Origin of the sequence: Rhizobium sp. Root491, from assembly GCF_001427205.1 — a bacterium.
GTDB lineage: Bacteria > Pseudomonadota > Alphaproteobacteria > Rhizobiales > Rhizobiaceae > Agrobacterium > Agrobacterium tumefaciens.
Map to the genome: position 1 here is coordinate 495,984 of NZ_LMFF01000012.1, position 17,852 is coordinate 513,835.

Annotated in this window: 21 protein-coding genes; 11 read left to right on the forward strand and 10 right to left on the reverse strand. The window is 59.3% G+C overall.

Annotated features, from left to right (window positions below):
* Window positions 1-7: 7 nt before the first annotated feature.
* The 3 genes from ASD46_RS13205 to ASD46_RS13215 form a co-directional block, all read right to left on the reverse strand.
* Complete coding sequence (locus ASD46_RS13205; protein ID WP_013761791.1) at window positions 8-937, reverse strand: prephenate/arogenate dehydrogenase family protein; 930 nt, start codon at window positions 935-937, stop codon at window positions 8-10.
* Window positions 937-2,043 carry a histidinol-phosphate transaminase gene (gene hisC / locus ASD46_RS13210; RefSeq protein ID WP_013761792.1) on the reverse strand — a complete coding sequence of 369 codons (1,107 nt, stop codon included), beginning with the start codon at window positions 2,041-2,043 and terminating at the stop codon, window positions 937-939. Before hisC ends, ASD46_RS13205 begins: the two co-directional genes overlap by 1 nt.
* An 84-nt stretch (window positions 2,044-2,127) precedes the next feature.
* Complete coding sequence (locus tag ASD46_RS13215; protein ID WP_003511344.1) at window positions 2,128-2,889, reverse strand: class I SAM-dependent methyltransferase; 762 nt, start codon at window positions 2,887-2,889, stop codon at window positions 2,128-2,130.
* A gap of 107 nt (window positions 2,890-2,996) precedes the next feature.
* On the opposite strand from ASD46_RS13215, the gene gloB reads away from it, so the two are divergent.
* The gene (gene gloB, locus ASD46_RS13220; RefSeq protein ID WP_013761793.1) at window positions 2,997-3,767 is read left to right on the forward strand and encodes a hydroxyacylglutathione hydrolase; all 771 of its coding nucleotides are present in this window, start codon (window positions 2,997-2,999) and stop codon (window positions 3,765-3,767) included.
* On the forward strand, window positions 3,767-4,207 hold the full coding sequence (locus tag ASD46_RS13225) for a cupin domain-containing protein (RefSeq protein WP_013761794.1): 441 nt from the start codon (window positions 3,767-3,769) through the stop codon (window positions 4,205-4,207). Before gloB ends, ASD46_RS13225 begins: the two co-directional genes overlap by 1 nt.
* A gap of 5 nt (window positions 4,208-4,212) precedes the next feature.
* On the opposite strand, the gene ASD46_RS13230 is transcribed toward ASD46_RS13225, so the two are convergent.
* Window positions 4,213-4,986, reverse strand: a complete 774-nt coding sequence (locus ASD46_RS13230) for a DUF3108 domain-containing protein (protein ID WP_013761795.1) — start codon at window positions 4,984-4,986, stop codon at window positions 4,213-4,215.
* Window positions 4,987-5,237: 251 nt separating this feature from the next.
* Between ASD46_RS13230 and rpmB the strand changes: the two genes are divergently transcribed.
* The 3 genes from rpmB (at window position 5,238) to ASD46_RS13245 (ending at window position 6,726) form a co-directional block, all read left to right on the forward strand.
* Entirely contained in the window at window positions 5,238-5,528 is a 291-nt protein-coding gene (gene rpmB, locus ASD46_RS13235) for a 50S ribosomal protein L28 (RefSeq protein WP_003509888.1), read from the forward strand.
* Between the two features lie 111 nt (window positions 5,529-5,639).
* The gene (locus ASD46_RS13240) at window positions 5,640-6,278 is read left to right on the forward strand and encodes a queuosine precursor transporter (RefSeq protein WP_003511348.1); all 639 of its coding nucleotides are present in this window, start codon (window positions 5,640-5,642) and stop codon (window positions 6,276-6,278) included.
* 115 nt (window positions 6,279-6,393) lie between these two features.
* Window positions 6,394-6,726 carry a pentapeptide repeat-containing protein gene (locus tag ASD46_RS13245; RefSeq protein WP_013761796.1) on the forward strand — a complete coding sequence of 111 codons (333 nt, stop codon included), beginning with the start codon at window positions 6,394-6,396 and terminating at the stop codon, window positions 6,724-6,726.
* Window positions 6,727-6,730: 4 nt separating this feature from the next.
* Here ASD46_RS13245 and ASD46_RS13250 read toward each other — a convergent pair whose 3' ends face one another.
* The 4 genes from ASD46_RS13250 to ASD46_RS13265 all read right to left on the reverse strand — a co-directional run bounded on the left by ASD46_RS13250 (window position 6,731) and on the right by ASD46_RS13265 (window position 11,451).
* Window positions 6,731-7,708, reverse strand: a complete 978-nt coding sequence (locus ASD46_RS13250) for an esterase-like activity of phytase family protein (protein WP_041694705.1) — start codon at window positions 7,706-7,708, stop codon at window positions 6,731-6,733.
* Between the two features lie 37 nt (window positions 7,709-7,745).
* Window positions 7,746-9,647: a cobaltochelatase subunit CobT gene (cobT, locus tag ASD46_RS13255; RefSeq protein ID WP_013761798.1), complete on the reverse strand. Its 1,902-nt coding sequence runs from the start codon at window positions 9,645-9,647 to the stop codon at window positions 7,746-7,748.
* Window positions 9,648-9,754: 107 nt separating this feature from the next.
* A complete protein-coding gene (gene cobS / locus ASD46_RS13260) occupies window positions 9,755-10,744 on the reverse strand; it encodes a cobaltochelatase subunit CobS (RefSeq protein WP_003511352.1) in 990 nt (329 codons plus the stop codon).
* A 68-nt stretch (window positions 10,745-10,812) separates the two neighbouring features.
* On the reverse strand, window positions 10,813-11,451 hold the full coding sequence (locus ASD46_RS13265; RefSeq protein ID WP_013761799.1) for a J domain-containing protein: 639 nt from the start codon (window positions 11,449-11,451) through the stop codon (window positions 10,813-10,815).
* A gap of 115 nt (window positions 11,452-11,566) precedes the next feature.
* On the opposite strand from ASD46_RS13265, the gene ASD46_RS13270 reads away from it, so the two are divergent.
* Complete coding sequence (locus ASD46_RS13270; protein WP_003511354.1) at window positions 11,567-11,848, forward strand: BolA family protein; 282 nt, start codon at window positions 11,567-11,569, stop codon at window positions 11,846-11,848.
* 19 nt (window positions 11,849-11,867) lie between these two features.
* Here the strand turns inward: ASD46_RS13270 and aroB are convergent, their stop codons facing one another.
* Window positions 11,868-13,001: a 3-dehydroquinate synthase gene (gene aroB / locus ASD46_RS13275; RefSeq protein ID WP_003511355.1), complete on the reverse strand. Its 1,134-nt coding sequence runs from the start codon at window positions 12,999-13,001 to the stop codon at window positions 11,868-11,870.
* Window positions 13,002-13,006: 5 nt separating this feature from the next.
* Window positions 13,007-13,588: a shikimate kinase gene (locus ASD46_RS13280; protein WP_013761800.1), complete on the reverse strand. Its 582-nt coding sequence runs from the start codon at window positions 13,586-13,588 to the stop codon at window positions 13,007-13,009.
* A gap of 188 nt (window positions 13,589-13,776) precedes the next feature.
* On the opposite strand from ASD46_RS13280, the gene ASD46_RS13285 reads away from it, so the two are divergent.
* The 5 genes from ASD46_RS13285 (at window position 13,777) to ASD46_RS13305 (ending at window position 17,781) form a co-directional block, all read left to right on the forward strand.
* A complete protein-coding gene (locus ASD46_RS13285; RefSeq protein WP_003511358.1) occupies window positions 13,777-13,950 on the forward strand; it encodes a hypothetical protein in 174 nt (57 codons plus the stop codon).
* 11 nt (window positions 13,951-13,961) lie between these two features.
* Complete coding sequence (gene xerD / locus ASD46_RS13290) at window positions 13,962-14,942, forward strand: site-specific tyrosine recombinase XerD (protein ID WP_414890513.1); 981 nt, start codon at window positions 13,962-13,964, stop codon at window positions 14,940-14,942.
* Between the two features lie 63 nt (window positions 14,943-15,005).
* Window positions 15,006-15,959 carry an acetyl-CoA carboxylase carboxyltransferase subunit alpha gene (locus ASD46_RS13295; protein WP_003511360.1) on the forward strand — a complete coding sequence of 318 codons (954 nt, stop codon included), beginning with the start codon at window positions 15,006-15,008 and terminating at the stop codon, window positions 15,957-15,959.
* Between the two features lie 290 nt (window positions 15,960-16,249).
* Window positions 16,250-17,548 (forward strand): L,D-transpeptidase family protein, encoded by a 1,299-nt coding sequence (locus ASD46_RS13300; protein WP_019564882.1) that lies wholly within the window; start codon window positions 16,250-16,252, stop codon window positions 17,546-17,548.
* Complete coding sequence (locus ASD46_RS13305) at window positions 17,545-17,781, forward strand: sulfurtransferase TusA family protein (protein WP_003511363.1); 237 nt, start codon at window positions 17,545-17,547, stop codon at window positions 17,779-17,781. The genes ASD46_RS13300 and ASD46_RS13305 overlap by 4 nt, the downstream gene beginning before the upstream one ends.
* Window positions 17,782-17,852: the final 71 nt, after the last annotated feature.

Consider the following 17,852-nt stretch of genomic DNA (forward strand, 5'->3'; position numbering starts at 1 on the left):
CAGCGCCCTACTTCTTCTGATCCAGCGCGTGACGCCCAAAGTCAGGCGTATCGACGTCCTGACCGGCCTCGATGATGGAGCGGCGGATGGAGCGTGTGCGGGAAAACAGTTCGAACAGCTTGTCGCCCTCCCCCCAGCGGATCGCCCTTTGCAGCGAAGCAAGGTCTTCCGAGAACCGTGCCAGCATTTCGAGGATGGCATCCTTGTTGTGCAGGCAGACATCGCGCCACATGGTGGGGTCCGAGGCGGCGAGACGCGTGAAATCTCGGAAGCCGGAAGCGGAATATTTGATGACTTCCGACTCGGTTACCGTCTCCAGATCGTCCGCCGTGCCGACGATGTTGTAGGCGATGATGTGCGGCAGATGCGAAACGATCGCCAGAACCTTGTCGTGGTGTTCGGCATCCATTTCATCCACACGCGAGCCGAGCGCCCGCCAGAAATCCTTGAGCCTTTCCAGCGCCTCCGCATCCGTGCCCGGCAGCGGCGTGAAGATGCACCAGCGCTCGCGGAAAAGACCGGAAAAACCGGCATCCGGGCCGGATTTTTCCGTACCCGCCAGCGGATGTCCGGGAATGAAATGCACATTGTCAGGCATATGCGGCGCCATCTGCGCGATGACAGAGGCCTTGGTAGAGCCGACATCGGTGACGATGGCGCCGGGCTTCAGATGCGGCGCGATCTGCTCGGCAACCGCCCCGGATGAACCGACCGGCACTGAAACGATGACAAGATCAGCATCCGTGACGGCCTGCGCGGCGGATGTCGTATACTCGCTTCCAAGCGCCAGTTCCTCTGCCCGCTTCAGCGTTTCCGCGCTGCGGGTGGAAATCGTGACATGCCGGGCAAGACCCAGTTCCTTGATGTCGCGCGCAATAGACGAGCCGATCAGGCCGATGCCAACAAGCGCGATGCGCTCAAACATGATCTCGCCCATTACGCCTGCCCCATGAACTCGGTGAGCGCGGCGATGACGCCAAGATTGGCTTCTTCCGAACCAACCGTCATACGCAAGGCATTGGGGAAACCGTAACCGCGCACGGCACGCAGGATATAACCGCGGCGGCTCAGGAAGTCGTCCGCATCTGGTGCACGCTTGCCATCCTGGTCCGGGAAATGGATGAGGACAAAGTTGGTGACTGACGGCGTGACCTTGAGGCCGAGACAGGTGAAGACCGTCGTGAGTTTCTCCAGCCAGAGCGTGTTGTGAGAGATCGCCTTTTCCAGGAATGCCTGATCGCGGATGGCCGCAGCACCCGCTGCGATCGCCGGCGCGCTCATGTTGAACGGACCACGCACCCGGTTCAGCGCATCGATGATGGCGGCCGGACCATACATCCAGCCGACGCGCAGTGCGGCCAGACCGTAAACCTTGGAGAAGGTGCGCGTCATCACCACGTTGCGGTTGCCAGACACCAGCTCGAGACCGGCCTCGTAGTCGTTCTTGCGTACATATTCGGCATAAGCCGCATCAAGCACGAGCACGACATGTTTCGGCAGACCAGCCTGAAGGCGGCGGATTTCCGCGACCGGAACATAGGTGCCGGTGGGATTGCCGGGATTGGCGATGAAAACCATCTTCGTCCTTGGCGTGACGGCGGCGAGAATCGCGTCCACATCGACGGCGCAATCCTTTTCCTTCACCGTCACCGGCGTTGCGCCCGCACCCATGATCTGGATCTTGTAGACGAGGAAACCGTGTTCGGTGATGATCGCCTCATCGCCCGTACCCAGATAGACGTGGCAGAGCAGGCCAAGAAGCTCATCCGAGCCGTTACCGCACATGATATTCGCTATGTTGAGGCCATGCACGTCTGCAATCGCCTGACGCAGCGCAATCGCCTGTCCGTCGGGATAGATTTCCAGATGGCTGGCGGTGGCGGCGAATGCCTCGATCGCCTTCGGGCTTGGCCCGAGCGGCGTTTCGTTGGAGGAGAGCTTATAAACCTTCGCGACGCCATCCACGTGTTCCTTGCCGGGAACATAAGCGGCGATATCCAGAATACCCGGACGCGGAAGAGGTTGGCTAAGCTCTGCACTCATTTGATCGACCTTCGGAAATGCGCCGGGGAGCCCGGCAAAAGCAATGCCGGAGGCATTAGACCGGAATGGCCCCTTTGTCGAGGGTCAGCGCGGCTTTCCGTGCTTTGCGGCGGTGCGGGTGGTGGGCACACCCTGAGGCGCCAGGACCGGCACGAAAACCCGGCGTGAGGCGCGCTGGGTAACGGGCAATCCCTGATAGAGACGTTTCTGTGCCTCAACCACGATAACGCCGGAAAACAGCGGCCAGAGCCTGCGGCCGGTAAGCTCAAGGTATCGGCGGAATTTCAGTACCGGGCGGCTGGTGGTGGGCGGAAAGAACAGCGCTTCGGCGCTTGCCCCCGGCGTAAAATTGGTCTCGCGCAGAAGCGCCGTCAACTGCCCGCGCGAATAGGGGCGGCCCGAGCCGAAAGGTGTGTGTTCCATGCGTGCCCAGACCCCACGCCTGTTCGGCACCACGATCACCAGACGCCCGCCGGGCGCCAGCACCCGCCAGAGTTCTTTCAGGGTTTCGCGCGGATTTTCGGCAAATTCCAGAGCATGCACCATCAACACCCGGTCTATCGACGAATCGGGTAGCGGCAGCTCCTCGTCAAACACCAGCGCCGTGGAGGAAAGCTCGCCTGCCGGCCAGTTCACCGCTCCCTGCCCCGCCGGCATGAAGGCAAAGGTGCGCTCCGTGTCATGACGGAACCGCTCCAGAAACGGCACGGCGTAACCGAGGCCGACCAGCCTTTCCTCCGGCAAAGGCGGCCAGAGCGATGAAAGCGCCATGGTGATCGCCTGCTCGGCCGAGCGGCCAAGCGGGGAATGATAGAATTCGCGCAGATCGACGATATCGGTGTTCATGGGCGAGAATGTAGCATCAGGCGGTTGGACTTCAAGGCGTCTGCGCCTACATTGAAATTCAGGCGGACAAATGCGCCGGCTAAGGTCGGCAAATGGAGAGGACCACGATGAAACCTTTGGAAATAGACGTCTTTCTTTGCCGCAGTGATAATTTTGGCGTTCTGCTGCACGATCCAGAAAGCGGGGCGACCGCCGCGATCGATGCGCCGGAGGAAGGCCCCATCCTGCAGGCTCTTCATGGGCATGGCTGGAAGCTCACGCATATCTTCACCACCCATCACCATCAGGACCATGTGGAAGCCAATCTGGCGCTGAAGGACAAATTCCAGTGCGAAATACATGGCCCACATGATGAGGCGATTGCGATCCCCGGTCTCGACCGGTCCCAGGCCGATGGCGACGAGTTCGAATTTGCCGGACGGCGCGTTCAGGTCATTGCCACACCCGGTCATACGGCGGGGCATATCTGCTACTACCTTCCCGATGACGGCCTGCTGTTTGCTGCCGATACGCTGTTCGCCATGGGTTGCGGTCGCCTGTTCGAACGTACGGCAACAGATATGTGGCACTCTTTCCAGAAGTTAATGGCGCTGCCGGATGACACGAAAGTCTATTTCGGCCACGAATATACACTTTCGAATGCCCGTTTCGCGCTCACCGTCGATCCTGATAACGCAGCTCTAATCGAGCGCGCCGAAAGCGTCGAAAAGGCGCGGCAGGCGAATGAATTCACCATTCCCACCACCATCGGGCTGGAAAAACAGACCAACCCTTATATGCGGGTGGCCGATGCTAGCATCCGCAGTCATCTTGGCCTTGAAGGCGCAACCGATGCCGAAGTCTTTGCCGAAATCCGCACACGCAAGGACAATTTCTGATGGGCGCCGATCTGTCTTCGGCAGCGATCATTCGCGAACTGGAACTGGAGCCGCACCCCGAGGGCGGCTTTTACCACCAGACATTTCGCGACAAGGCAGGTGGTGAGCGCGGCCATTCGACGGCGATCTATTATCTTCTGGAAAAGGGGACGCGCTCTCACTGGCATCGCGTCACCGATGCGGTGGAGGTCTGGCACTATTATGCCGGCGCTCCGATCACCCTGCATCTTTCCGAAGATGGCAGGGAGGTACAGACCTTTACCCTCGGCCCCGACATTCTGGAAGGCGAGCGCCCGCAGGTGATCGTACCTGCCAATTGCTGGCAATCGGCAGAAAGCCTCGGCGACTTCACCCTCGTCGGCTGCACCGTCTCGCCGGGTTTCGCCTTTTCAAGCTTCGTGATGGCCGAACCCGGCTGGTCGCCGGGCGATACGCCGTAACTGCATCAGCCGCCATATTTGGTGGCGGTGATGTAGACTTGGCCTACCCGCGTCGGAATGACGGCGTAGACCGGAGCATACACATCCATATTGTCGGATTTGGCGAACCAGATCTCCATGGAAATGGATTTCAGGTATTCGATATCCTTGCGCCCCTGGCGATAACCCGACTTTGGCACGTAACGCGCCTTGCAGACCACGGCATCGCCGCTGAAGCCATTCGTCTTGAAGGGCTTGGTGCCGCTGGGGCTCAACACCAGATCCAGCCGCGATTCGCCGTCATAGATCGGCAGGCGCGACGGGCAGATGCGGCCGCCGGCGGGAATGATGAGACCAGAGATTGGATCGAGGACGGAGCGCAGGTCGCCGTCCTTCACATTCACCCAATTGTCCGGCCGCGCCTTCGGCTCCGGTTTCACCGTCGTCGATGTGACGTTGCCGTTACGATAGACCACATCATAGGTCCGCACCCGCTTGCCGTCCTTGTAAACAAGCGAATATGTATTCGCCTGCAGCCGATGGCCGCGTTTGGCACCCGAAATCGTCGTCTTGCCGGAAATATCCGCCAGAACGCTTGCAAGCCCTGCTGAGCTGAAGGAACCGGAAATCGAATAGTTCGGGCCGTTCATGCGAGTCGAAAAACTCGCCTTGGCAATTGGTAGAATACCGAGATTGATGCTGTATTCGCTTGTATGGCGGGCTTCGGCGGCGAGCGAGGGAGATACGCCTGCAAACGCCATTGTCACAGCCATGAAAATGCTTTTTCCTCTGGCAATCATTTGGATATCACCTTAAAAGAGGCGCGGAAGCGGCCTTATGGGGCGATCATATACGCCGACTTGTGGCAATAAAAAAGCGGATGCCGGTTGAAAACGCCGGAATTTCCTTTCATTTGCTCGCGAGCGGCTTGACTGTTAAGTCCCGTCTGACTATAGAACCGCAACTTTCCAATCATGGCCAGTTGGATTGCCACCACGGTTTTGCCGGTGGCGAGCCAGTGGTGAAACAGACAAACGAAATAGGTGTACCCATGTCCCGTGTATGCGAATTGACCGGCAAGGGCGTCCAGACGGGCAACAACGTCAGCCACGCCAACAACAAGACCAAGCGCCGGTTCCTTCCGAACCTCTGCCAGGTTACGTTGATCTCCGATGCTCTCGGCCAGCGTTTCCGCCTGCGTGTTTCCGCAGCAGCTCTGCGCTCCGTTGAACATCGTGGCGGCCTCGATGCCTTCCTTCTGAAGTCCGGCGAAAACGAACTGAGCATGCGCGCTCGTCTCCTGCGCCGCCAGATCGCCAAGAAGACGGCCGAAGCTGCTTAATTAGCGGTTTCGACATCACTGATATTCAGAAGGCTTGAATGGCTTTTGCCGCTCAAGCCTTTTGCTTGTTCTAATTCGGCTCCAACTGGTGGCATCACCCAGGATAAAAAAATGCCCTACCTGCGCTACACGCTCATTTACGTTCTGCTGATGACACTGGTGGTCGTCGCGTCCAATATTCTGGTGCAATACCCGCTTTCCGGATCGCTGTTCGGCGTCAATCTCGGCGATCTTTTGACCTGGGGTGCCTTTACCTATCCGGTCGCCTTTCTCGTCACAGACCTTACAAACCGCCAGTTCGGCCCGTCAGTCGCGCGCCGCGTCGTACTTGCCGGTTTTATTGTTGGTGTCACACTGTCCTTCTGGACCTCGATCCCGCGTATCGCCGTTGCCTCCGGCACCGCCTATCTGATTGGCCAGCTGCTCGATATTTCCGTATTCAACCGCCTGCGCCGCCAGCGCTGGTGGCACGCACCTCTTGCCGGCTCCATGCTGGGTTCGGTGCTGGATACCGCGCTGTTCTTCTCCATCGCCTTTGCTGCGAGTTTCTCCTTCGTCGGTCCCAACGATGCCTTCGCCATTGAAAATGCCCCCGTGCTCGGCATCTTCGCTCTGGAGGCACCGCGCTGGATTTCCTGGGCGCTCGGCGACCTCTCGGTGAAGATCCTCGTCGGCCTCGTGATGCTCCTGCCCTACGGCGCACTGATGAACACGCTGAAGCCGATGCCAAAGGTCGCCAAATCGGGCTGACACCATTGTCATCCAGGTTTAAGGCTGGGGTGGGAGCGTGGATCGAATCGCGCTTGCAAACCAGCCGACTGCGTTGCAGTGTGCGGTCCGTGGCACAGCTCAGAGGCAGGCAGATATGCAGATCAATGACGTTATCGATATTGTGGAGGCCGCCAGCGCCACGCTTTCAGGCTCCAGCTTCAACGACGTCAATCTGTCGGGTACGGTGTTCAACGACGTCAATCTCGCCGGAACCAGCTTCAACCAGATCAACTTTTCCGGCGCGTCATTTACTGACAGCAACATGTCCGGCTGGTCGATCGACGATGTTAATCTTTCCGGTCTGAAACTGAGCAACGCCAACCTGTCCGGCGCGCAGATAACAGGATGCCGAATGACAGGGATGAAGATCGACGGCATTCCCGTCGAGGATCTGATGGCTGCCTACAAGGCGGCGCAGCAGGTGTGAGCCTTCACTCCACCAGCTTGAATTCCAACATCAGATTGCGCTGGAGAAATGAGTGATTGTCATCGGAAACGATGATGAGGCGCGTGGAACCATCAGGCCCCTTCACCACATCCATGCCTTCCATATTATCGATCTGGTAGACCATGCCTGCTTCCAGCAGGATTTCGCCATCCACCACCGCGCCTGGCCTGATATCGGCAGCCTTGATGCGGCGGATGCGCATCCCCACCCCTTCAGCGAAATTGAAGCGGCGCTCCAGAAGCAGCAGGTCGCCATTGGGCAGGAAAGCGCCGTCCGTCACGTCGAATGAGGGGTGATGGGTGACCGCGAATGTGCCCTTCAACGGGCCTTCCAGTATGGCGGCGAGAAGATTGCCGTCGGCATCGATGCTTTTCTCAGCCACCACGACAAGGGCACCGGCAAGCGGCGAATCGGCCGGCGAGACCGCAAGGGCCTCCATGCCGCCATTGTGGCGCAGTTCGCTGTTGGGAATGAGATGAGGCAGGCGGCTGAGCGGCTTTGAGGTCTCGAACCCCGGATCGGGATAGGCATCGATCCTGTGCCGCTGCTCGTAGCTGACGAATACCTTGCCATCCCGCAGCGCCAGACCTTCCGCATCCATTTCCATCTTGCGGGAAGGTTCACGGCCGCTGGCATCCAGCATGGCAGTGATACGCACGTCAGCCAACCCGGACAGCGCGCCCGACGGGCCGCGTGCGATCTTGCCCGTGAGCCAGTGGCCGGTATCCAGCACAGCAACGAATTCCTGCCCGTTTGGGCGAAAGCGGATGGAGGATATGGCACCGAATAGTTTTTCCGGCGTGCTCATCACCATGCCGCCGATAAATTCCAGCTTGCCGAAACGCTTGGCGCTGGTGCCTACCTCGAAGCCTGACAACAGACGAACGCTGACCGGAACATCGATGGTCGATGCGCCAATGGGAACCGGAACAAGCGCTGTGACCGCAAGAACTGCAGCCATCGCCAGCGATTTACAGGAAAGAAAAGCCCGGCCCCGCTTATCCCGCACGGCGAACCTTGCGGGACGAGCTGGCGGTATTGGTATCCTCGAAGAGAGCAGCAAGCTGTTCGGTCATCGCGCCAGCCAGTTCGTCCGCATCCACGATCGTCACGGCGCGACGGTAATAACGCGTCACATCATGGCCGATACCGATCGCCAGAAGCTCCACCGGCGAACGTGTCTCGATCTGTTCGATAACGGCGCGCAGGTGCCGCTCCAGATAATTGCCCGCATTGACCGACAGCGTCGAATCGTCCACCGGCGCACCGTCCGAAATCATCATCATGATCTTGCGCTGCTCGGGGCGGCCGATCAGGCGGTTATGCGCCCACATCAGCGCTTCGCCGTCAATGTTTTCCTTCAGCAGGCCTTCACGCATCATCAGGCCAAGATTGCGCCGTGCACGCCGCCAGGGTGCATCCGCCGACTTGTAGATGATATGGCGCAAATCATTAAGCCGACCCGGCGAGCCGGGTTTGCCGCTGGCCAGCCATTGCTCGCGCGACTGACCGCCCTTCCACGCCTTGGTGGTGAAGCCGAGAATCTCCACCTTCACACCCGACCGTTCCAGCGTACGCGCAAGAATATCGGCGCAGGTGGCCGCAACCGTGATCGGGCGGCCACGCATCGAACCCGAATTGTCGATGACGAGCGAAACCACCGTGTCGCGGAACTTGGTGTCGCGCTCCTTCTTGAAGGAGAGCGGCTGCATGGGATCGATGATAAGCCGTACGAGGCGAGCCGGATCGAGATAGCCCTCTTCCAGATCGAAATCCCACGAACGGTTCTGCTGCGCCATCAGGCGGCGTTGCAGCCGGTTCGCCAGACGTCCGACGGCGCCCTGAAGATGGGCGAGCTGTTTGTCGAGAAACGCGCGCAAGCGGTCAAGCTCCGCCTCGTCGCACAGTTCCTCGGCGTGGATTTCCTCGTCGAATTCCTGCGTGAAGATGCGGTAGTCGACCTTCTCGTTGAAATCGTCGAAGGGGCTGTTGGGGCGGCGGGTCTCGCCGGGCGTCTCGGAATCCTCATCGAGATCGTCGGACATTTCCTCGTCCGACATCTCGGCGCCGTCCATCTCGCCTTCTTCCATCTCCTCCTGCGAGGCCTCGCTTTCATCAGCGGGCGTCGCATCGGAACCGGCTTCTTCCTCGACCTGTTCTTCTTCGGTCTCGTTAGTGCGCGGCTGCTCCTCGTCGGATTCTGCCTCCTGGCTTTCCGGCTCGTTATCGTCGTCGCCGAATTCCTCCGCCATCTGCATGGAGGTCAGCATCTTGCGCACCAGCCGCGAAAAAGCCTTCTGGTCGCCAATCACCTTGGAAAGGTCGCTCAGGTCGCCGGCGGCCTTGTCCTCGATGAAGTCGCGCCACAGGTCGAGAACCTTGCCGGCACTGGCCGGTGGCTTTTCGCCGGTCAGCTTCTCGCGCACCAAAAGGGCGACGGCTTCGGCAAGCGGTGCATCGTCCTTCGTGTTGATGCCCGAAAAATTCGCCTTGGCATATTTTTCCGTGTTCATGGCCTGAATGTTGGAGGCCATGCCCGGCATGCGCAGTGCACCGATGGATTCCACCCGCGCCTGCTCAACAGCGTCAAAGATCAACCGCGCCTCGGCACCCTGCGGCGACATCACCGCATGGGTGTCAGCGTCATGGCAGGCAAGGCGAAGCGCCATGGAATCGCCAAGGCCACGGGTGACGGCGATTTCCTGCGCGGTGGGTTTCTTGGAAATTTCCGGCAGGCGCATGCGCTCTCCGGCAAGGCCAGGCCGCTCATTGGCGAAAACGACCTCAACCTCTGCATCGCCGGCAACCGATCGCACACATCCGGCAATCGCCTGACGCAACGGTTCGGTATCGACCGCCGTACCCGGTTTTGCTCTGGAATTGTCGCCGCGCGCTGCCATTGTCTTTCCTGTCAGTTGTCGACGCTTCGGAGCCGCCCATCCAAGGATGCGCGGCCCGCCGGCGTCTTCAAGTCATCGGTGATGTTCTCCGGACAAGCCGGGGAAGATCAGGCGCTGAGAACGATGTTCGCAGCACTTTCCTTCAGCTCGACGCCGAAAGCCCGCTGATATTGTTCGGCAACCAGCGTGCGCTCCAGTTCGTCGCACTTGTTGAGGAAGGTCACGCGGAACGCAAAGGCGAGATCGCCAAAGATTTCCGCATTTTCCGCCCAGGTAATGACGGTACGCGGGCTCATGACCGTGGAAAGGTCGCCGTTGACGAAGGCCGAACGGGTAAGATCGGCCACACGCACCATCTTGGAGACGGTTTCGCGACCCTTCGGGTTGTTGAGGCTCTTTACCTTGGCGGCAATGATGTTCACTTCCTGCTCATGCGGCAGGTAGTTCAGCGTGGTGACGATGGACCAGCGGTCCATCTGCGCCTGGTTGATCTGCTGCGTGCCGTGGTAAAGGCCCGTCGTGTCGCCGAGGCCGACCGTGTTGGCGGTCGCAAAAATGCGGAAGGCGGGGTGAGGACGGATAACGCGGCTCTGGTCGAGCAGCGTCAGGCGGCCCGAGGATTCCAGCACGCGCTGGATGACGAACATCACGTCCGGGCGACCGGCATCGTATTCGTCGAAGACCAGCGCGACATTGTGCTGGTAGGCCCAGGGCAAAATGCCGTCCTTGAATTCGGTGACCTGCTTGCCGTCTTTAAGAACGATGGCGTCCTTGCCGACGAGGTCGATACGGCTGACGTGGCTGTCAAGATTGACGCGCACGCAGGGCCAGTTCAGGCGGGCAGCTACCTGCTCAATATGGGTGGACTTTCCCGTGCCGTGAAAGCCGGAAACCATGACGCGTCGGTTGTGAGCAAAACCGGCAAGAATAGCGAGCGTCGTATCGCGGTCGAAAAGATAGTCGGGATCAAGGTCGGGCACATAGGCGTCGCCCTGCGAATAGGCGGGAACCCGCAGATCCGTATCAATGCCGAAAACCTCCCGCACGGACACCGTCGTGTCGGGCAGGTTGGAAATATCAAGGTCGATTTTGCTCATCACGTCTCCAAGGCGGGCGGCGGCCACCCGGCCACATCATCAATCAGGCGGTAAACACGAACGTTGGCTTAGCAGAAACCTGACTGCTTTAACAATTGATATGCTTGAACAACAGCCCGAAAACGTTCTTCCGAGCCGCGATCGCCACCATTAGCATCAGGATGGTGCTTTTTGACAAGCTCCTTATAGCGCCTTTTTATCTCTTCCTGCTTTGCACCCGCAGAAAGGCCGAGCGTATCGAAGGCTTTCGCCTCCAGCGTCTTCAACTTGCGGTCCTGCTGCAGGCGCTGGCCGCCGGCCTTTGCCCCGTTTGCAAAACCATTCGTGAAGCCAAAAGGATCGCGGATGCGGGCATTGGCCGCGCCCGCCGCGCCGGAACGCAGCGTGGAGTGCAGCGGGCTGTCGCGCGCAGTCTTGTTCACGCCAACCGTCCAGGTGGGACGATGGCCGGTGATCGCTTCCTTCTGGTAACGGGCGATCTCGGTGTCAGACAGGCCGGAGAAATAATTATAGCCCTTATTGTATTCCTTCACATGCTCGAAACAGAACAGGAAGAATTGCCCCTCGGCATTGCGGCCGACAGGTGCACGGTGAGCGCCCGGCTTGTCGCATCCGTCCCACTGGCAGGTCGGGGCCTGAACCTCAGGTTCCCTATCCCTTTTTCTGCGTGTACGGATGCGGTCGAAATATTTCGAATCCAGTTTCATGATGCCCTGATTATGGGGTGCGAAAAGGCGCACAACAAGAATTGACAAAGCGGAATGTTGCAGGCTTTTAGGTAGCCCCTTTTAAAGACCAGCCAACAGGATTGGAGCCCATCGCATGTCCCTGCGAGAACGCATAGAAACAAAGCTTCGGCAGAGCTTTTCGCCGCAACGCCTGGTGGTGATCGATGAAAGCCAGATGCATGCCGGCCATCAGCCGGACATAACCGGCACCGGCGAGACGCATATGCGTGTTCAGATAGTGTCTGAAAGCTTCGCAGGCAAGTCACGCATTGAGCGCCACCGGGCGATCAATGCACTTTTGAAACCGGAACTCGACGCCGGGCTGCATGCCCTCGCCATCGAGGCGGCGGCGCCGGGGGAGCCGACGCGGTTCTAGGCAACGCGCGCCTTAAGCCTCAGCCGGGATGCTTTTCCGACAGGAAAGACTGCACCTCGGACGTCGCGACATCGTCGGCCACGAAGGACTGGCCGATGCCGTGAGTTAGGATGAAGGTGAGCTTGCCGCCCTTGACCTTCTTGTCCTGCGCAATTGCCGCCATCAGCATCTCGACCGGCGGCAGTTCACCTGGAATATCCTTCATTGACACTGGCAGACCAACCGCCTTGAGGTGCGCTTCGACGCGCGCGGCATCATCAGGGCTTGCAAGGTTGAGGCGGGCGGAAAACTGGTGCGCCAGCACCATGCCGATGGCGACACCTTCGCCGTGCACCAGCCGCTTGCTGTCATAATTCGTTGCTGCCTCCAGCGCGTGGCCGAATGTGTGGCCGAGGTTCAGAAGGGCGCGTACGCCGTTTTCCTTCTCGTCGGCCACCACCACATCGGCCTTCGCCTGGCAGCTTGTGGCAATCGCCTGGATGCGGGCGGGACCGCCGGTGCGGATTTCATCCCAGTTCTTTTCCAGCCAGAAGAAGAAGTCCGGCTTGTCGATCAAGCCGTATTTCACCACCTCGGCGTAACCGGCGCGGAATTCGCGCTCGCTCAGCGTATCGAGCACCGCCGTATCGGCCAGCACCAGATCGGGCTGATGGAAAACGCCGACAAGGTTCTTGCCTTGGCGGGTATTGATGCCCGTCTTGCCGCCGACGGAGGAATCCACCTGCGACAGAAGCGAGGTCGGTATCTGCACGAAACGCACGCCGCGACGCACGATGCCCGCCGCAAAACCGGCGAGATCGCCGATAACACCGCCGCCAAGTGCAATCACCGCATCGTTGCGCTCCACCCGTGCGGAGAGAACGGCATCGCAAACAGTGACCAGATGTTCGAAGCTCTTGGTCTTCTCGCCTGCGGGCAAGGTCAGCGAAACGGCTTCGATGCCATCCGTCTGCAGGCCGTCCATCAGGCCTTCGAGGTAAAGCGGTGCAACATGCTCGTCAGTGATGATAGCGGCACGCCTGCCCTTCAGCCGCGACGAAATCTCGCCGCCCGCCCTGCCGATCAGGCCCGGTCCGATCAGAATGTCGTAAGCGCGCTCACCGAGCGGCACATGGACAAGACGTTCGTCGGTGTGGATTTCGGAAGGCGTCATGATGCTCAGTCTTTCTGTTCAAGGCCGGCGATGGCGCCCAGCACTTCGGTCACGATGATCTCCTTGCGGACATCGCGGGATTCGATGGTCAGATCCGCTTCCGCATAGATCGGATACCGTTTCTCCATCAGGGCCGCCAGCGTGGCCTTGGGGTTTTCGGTCTTGAGAAGCGGGCGATGATCACGCTTGTTGACCCTTTCCCACAAAACCTCGATATCGGCCTTCAGCCACAGCGACACACTGCCGCGCGTGATGTGCCGGCGGGTATTGTCGTTGATGAAAGCGCCGCCGCCGGTAGAAATGACCTTGGGGCCACCGCGCAGCAGCCGCTTGACGACCCGCGTTTCCAGCGCCCGGAACTCCTCCTCGCCATAGGTGGCGAAAAGTTCGGCTATCGTCATGCGGGAAACACGCTCGATTTCGACATCCGTGTCGATGAAGGAGACCTTGAGCTGCTGGGCGACCATGCGACCGATCGCGGACTTTCCAGCCCCCATCAGTCCGACAAAGACGACGTTGCGCCCGGCGAGCTTGGCCCGCGCTTGCTCCCCGAGTGTGACCGGGACAGATAAATTCTTTTCATTCATAAAATTGAAAGCCCGTTTGGCATGGATATCTGCAAATGTTTACGAAGCGTCAAGCCAAATTGCTGACTGAATTGCGTTGAATCACATTCATCGCCGCATGCGGCAGCGGCGGACTACCGCTTTTTGATCTTGTCGCCGCTTTCGCTGCACCGCATATACCTTCAGACAGCCACCCTCACGGAGCCGCCATGCCAACCCTCTTCCGCTTCACGATGATACTGGCAACCATCGCGGGGCTGATCTATGGCGGCATGGTGCTGCTGGTCATGTTCGTCAAGCCCAATGATCGCGAGGTGACGGTGCGCATTCCTTCCGAGCGGCTGAACCCGCCGTCGGCGGAGCCGGCAAGGCGCACCCCATGAGTAGCAAAGAGATGAGCGGGCGGGACGGCGCGCGGCTCGAAAGTTTTCTGGAAATGATGAGCGCCGAACGGGGTGCCGCCGCCAATACGCTCTCTTCTTACGAACGCGACCTTTCCGATCTGCGTGAATTTCTCGGTGGCCGAGGCCAGTCCTTGATGGAAGCCGCCACGGCAGACCTGTCGGCCTATCTGACCCATCTTTCCACTCAGGGCTTTGCAGCCACGTCGCAGGCAAGACGCCTGTCTTCCATGCGGCAATTCTACCGGTTCCTCTATTCTGAAGGACTTCGCGGCGACGACCCGACCGGTACCATCGATGCACCCAAGAAGGGCCTCACCTTGCCCAAGACGATGAGCGTCGCGGACGTGACAAAACTTCTTGGCATCGCTGCTGAAGAGACCGCCTTAACCGGCCCCGGCCAGCTTGCCCGCATCCGCATGCATCTCCTGCTCGAACTTCTCTACGCGACCGGCATGCGCGTCAGCGAACTCGTTTCGCTGCCGGTCAAGGTTTTGCGCCAGGAGGGACGCTTCCTGATGATCCGCGGCAAGGGCAACAAGGACCGCATGGTGTTGCTGTCTCGCGCGGCCATCGAGGCGATGGAAAAATACGACGCGGCCAGGAAGTCGCTCGTACCTGAGAAAAGCAGGACGCCCGCGTCCCCCAAAAAGGCTGACAGTCCGGAAAGTCCGTGGCTGTTTCCTTCAAACAGCAAGGAAGGGCATCTGCCGCGACAGGTTTTCGCCCGCGACCTGAAGGACATTGCCATTCGCGCGGGCCTCAATCCCTCGGCGGTGTCACCGCATGTCCTGCGCCACGCCTTTGCCAGCCACCTTCTGCAGAACGGCGCCGACCTGCGCGCCGTGCAGGAACTGCTCGGCCATTCCGACATTTCCACGACACAAATCTATACACATGTGCTGGAAGAACGCCTGCAAGAGCTGGTACAAACACATCACCCCCTTGCCAAACAGGGCAAAAACCTTGATTAGAGCGACCGGAACCGCCGGATAATCCGGCTCAAACCTTGCGCAAAACGATCGGAAACGGATCTCATGCACAATTATCTCGACTTCGAAAAACCTATCTCGGACCTTGAAGGCAAGATCATCGAGCTGAAGAAGCTTGCCGATGAAGACGAGAGCATAGACACCTCGGAGGAGATCAATCGCCTGGAATCACGCGTCAATGACGCGATGCAGGATATCTATTCCAAGCTGAACGCGTGGCAGAAAACGCAGGTCGCGCGCCATCCGCAGCGCCCGCATTTCGTCGATTACGCCAAGGCGCTGTTCACGGATTTCACGCCACTTGCAGGCGACCGCAAATTTTCCGAAGACGCTGCCATCCAGGCGGGCCTTGCCCGCTTTAATGGCCAGCCCGTCGCCATTATCGGCCAGGAAAAGGGCAATGACACCAAAAGCCGCCTGAAGCACAATTTCGGCAGCCCGCGTCCGGAAGGTTACCGCAAGGCGATCCGCGTGCTGGAACTGGCTGACCGCTTCTCGCTGCCGGTCGTGACCCTTATCGATACCGCTGGTGCCTATCCCGGTGTCGGCGCAGAAGAGCGCGGTCAGGCAGAAGCCATCGCCCGCTCGACGGAAATGTGCCTCAACGTCAAGGTGCCGATCGTCTCCGTCGTCATCGGCGAAGGCGGCTCGGGCGGCGCAATCGCGATCGCCACGGGCAACCGCGTCTACATGCTCGAACATGCGATCTATTCGGTGATTTCGCCGGAAGGTGCCGCTTCCATTCTCTGGCGCGATTCGACCCGTGCCAAGGAAGCCGCGACCAACATGAAAATCACCTCGGAAGATCTGAAGTCGCTTGGCGTCATCGACGGCATCATTCCCGAGCCGATGGGCGGCGCGCATCGTGATCCGGCGGCCGTGATTGGTGCCACCGGCGACGTTATCGCCAAGGCGCTCGCCGATCTTTCGCAGCGCTCGGGCACGCAGCTGCGCGCCGAACGCCGCCAGAAATTCCTGGATATCGGCAGAAACCTTTAGAGCGTTTCCAGTAAAAGTGCGCAGCGGTTTACGTGCGGAAATGCGCAAAAAGAGGCAGTTAGATTTTTTGGTGGATCAAAAAGAAGCCAAAACAATCTAGCTCCAGCCTTATTTTCCTTGAATCTCGCCCCAACTCGGCCATAGTCCGGTCACATCAACAGATGTATCGGCGGCCGCAGGGGCGGGTCCGATTTGAGTTAAGAAGATGTAAACGGTTAATACCGTATTTAAAATACACGCGGGACGGTGTAGAACTCCGTCGCCCGTGCCATCGTCTTTCGGATCAGATCATGCGTTTGACACATTTTGCACTTCTTGCCTGCACCGCGCTCATTCTCAGCGGCTGCAACGATACGCTCGAAACCGTCGAACGCGACGTCTCCCACGTTAAAAACAAGGTTGATTACCCGCTTTCTCCGTCCATTCTTGCCGAGATCGACAAGAAGAACATGGATCGCACCTCGCCGATCATGATCCGCATCTTCAAGGAAGAAGGCGCGTTGGAAATCTGGAAGGCCAAGCGCGACAACCGCTTCGACAAGATTGCCGAATACCAGATTTGCGCCTGGTCCGGCAAACTCGGCCCCAAGGTGAAAGAGGGCGACCGGCAGGCGCCGGAAGGTTTCTACAACCTGACGCCCGCGCACCTCAATCCCAACTCTAAATATTACCTTGCCATCAACACCGGCTTTCCGAACCGCTACGATGCCGCCAACGGCCGCAACGGCACCAATCTGATGATCCATGGCGCCTGCTCGTCCTCCGGCTGCTATTCGATGACGGACGCGCAGATTCTTGAAATCTACGGTTTCGCCCGCGACGCCTTCAAGGGTGGCCAGAAGACCGTTCAGCTGCAGGCCTTTCCCTTCCGTATGACCGCGGAAAACATGGCCCGCCACCGCCAGAGCGAACATCTCGATTTCTGGAAGATGCTGAAGGTCGGTTACGACAATTTCGAAGTCACGAAACGCCCGCCGGAAGTGAATGTCTGCGAGAAGAAATATGTCTTCAACCAGCAGACCGAAGGCGGCACGTTCAACGCATCTGCGCAATGCCCGGCCATGAGCACGCCGCCAGCACTGGTGAGCGCACTTTCTAGCTACGAAAAGACCTATGATCTCGCCTATGAAAAGGCGATGAAGAAATATGACGGCATGGCCTGGTACGACCCGAGCGAGGCGGAGCGCAAGGCGCTGGTTGCCGAAAAGCGCAAGGGCCGCGAACCCGCTTATGCTCCGACCGGCTCGGCGCTGAAAGCCGGCAAGCTGATGAAGGAAACGGAATATGCCGCGCTGATGGAGAAGAAGGCGCAGCAGGTGACCTCGTCTTCGCCGGCGACCACCGCAACCGCGTCTTCTCTGCGGACGCCGCATCCTTCGGCAACCCAGCCCGCAGCTCCGCAATCGAACCCTGCCCCGGCGGCCCCGACAATGGTTGCCACTGCTACGCCTGCGGCTTCGGGGCCTGGTCAGAACGGAACTGCCGCCCAGGTCCCTGTGCCGGCCATGAACCCGCTCGCTTTTTCCGCAGCACCGCCAGCGGAAGCGCCGGAAAAGAAGCCGTTCTGGAAGTTCTGGGCCAAGGAATGACCGACACGGCTGACATAGTTTTCGACTTGAGGGGGCTTAAATGCCCCCTTCCGGTTTTAAGAAGCCGTAAAAAACTCGCTGGCCTGCAGGCGGGCGATGTTCTTGTTGTAGAGACGACCGACCCGCTGGCGGTTATCGATATTGCCCATATGTGCAACCAGGATGGGCATAGCCTGGTTGAAACTACGACGTTGACCAAAGGACACCGATTCAGGATCGTGAAGGGAGCGTAATTACCCTCGCTGCCGAGAATACTCCACTCGATCTCCCCATTGAGGGTGAGATACTCGACAGGGTAAAGGGG

Coding starts and splice junctions, on each gene's coding strand:
- ASD46_RS13205 (WP_013761791.1), bottom strand. CDS start 937: ATGGGCGAGATCATGTTTGAGCGCATCGCGCTTGTTGGCATCGGCCTG.
- hisC (WP_013761792.1), bottom strand. CDS start 2,043: ATGAGTGCAGAGCTTAGCCAACCTCTTCCGCGTCCGGGTATTCTGGAT.
- ASD46_RS13215 (WP_003511344.1), bottom strand. CDS start 2,889: ATGAACACCGATATCGTCGATCTGCGCGAATTCTATCATTCCCCGCTT.
- gloB (WP_013761793.1), top strand. CDS start 2,997: ATGAAACCTTTGGAAATAGACGTCTTTCTTTGCCGCAGTGATAATTTT.
- ASD46_RS13225 (WP_013761794.1), top strand. CDS start 3,767: ATGGGCGCCGATCTGTCTTCGGCAGCGATCATTCGCGAACTGGAACTG.
- ASD46_RS13230 (WP_013761795.1), bottom strand. CDS start 4,986: ATGATTGCCAGAGGAAAAAGCATTTTCATGGCTGTGACAATGGCGTTT.
- rpmB (WP_003509888.1), top strand. CDS start 5,238: ATGTCCCGTGTATGCGAATTGACCGGCAAGGGCGTCCAGACGGGCAAC.
- ASD46_RS13240 (WP_003511348.1), top strand. CDS start 5,640: ATGCCCTACCTGCGCTACACGCTCATTTACGTTCTGCTGATGACACTG.
- ASD46_RS13245 (WP_013761796.1), top strand. CDS start 6,394: ATGCAGATCAATGACGTTATCGATATTGTGGAGGCCGCCAGCGCCACG.
- ASD46_RS13250 (WP_041694705.1), bottom strand. CDS start 7,708: ATGGCTGCAGTTCTTGCGGTCACAGCGCTTGTTCCGGTTCCCATTGGC.
- cobT (WP_013761798.1), bottom strand. CDS start 9,647: ATGGCAGCGCGCGGCGACAATTCCAGAGCAAAACCGGGTACGGCGGTC.
- cobS (WP_003511352.1), bottom strand. CDS start 10,744: ATGAGCAAAATCGACCTTGATATTTCCAACCTGCCCGACACGACGGTG.
- ASD46_RS13265 (WP_013761799.1), bottom strand. CDS start 11,451: ATGAAACTGGATTCGAAATATTTCGACCGCATCCGTACACGCAGAAAA.
- ASD46_RS13270 (WP_003511354.1), top strand. CDS start 11,567: ATGTCCCTGCGAGAACGCATAGAAACAAAGCTTCGGCAGAGCTTTTCG.
- aroB (WP_003511355.1), bottom strand. CDS start 13,001: ATGACGCCTTCCGAAATCCACACCGACGAACGTCTTGTCCATGTGCCG.
- ASD46_RS13280 (WP_013761800.1), bottom strand. CDS start 13,588: ATGAATGAAAAGAATTTATCTGTCCCGGTCACACTCGGGGAGCAAGCG.
- ASD46_RS13285 (WP_003511358.1), top strand. CDS start 13,777: ATGCCAACCCTCTTCCGCTTCACGATGATACTGGCAACCATCGCGGGG.
- xerD (WP_414890513.1), top strand. CDS start 13,962: ATGAGCGGGCGGGACGGCGCGCGGCTCGAAAGTTTTCTGGAAATGATG.
- ASD46_RS13295 (WP_003511360.1), top strand. CDS start 15,006: ATGCACAATTATCTCGACTTCGAAAAACCTATCTCGGACCTTGAAGGC.
- ASD46_RS13300 (WP_019564882.1), top strand. CDS start 16,250: ATGCGTTTGACACATTTTGCACTTCTTGCCTGCACCGCGCTCATTCTC.
- ASD46_RS13305 (WP_003511363.1), top strand. CDS start 17,545: ATGACCGACACGGCTGACATAGTTTTCGACTTGAGGGGGCTTAAATGC.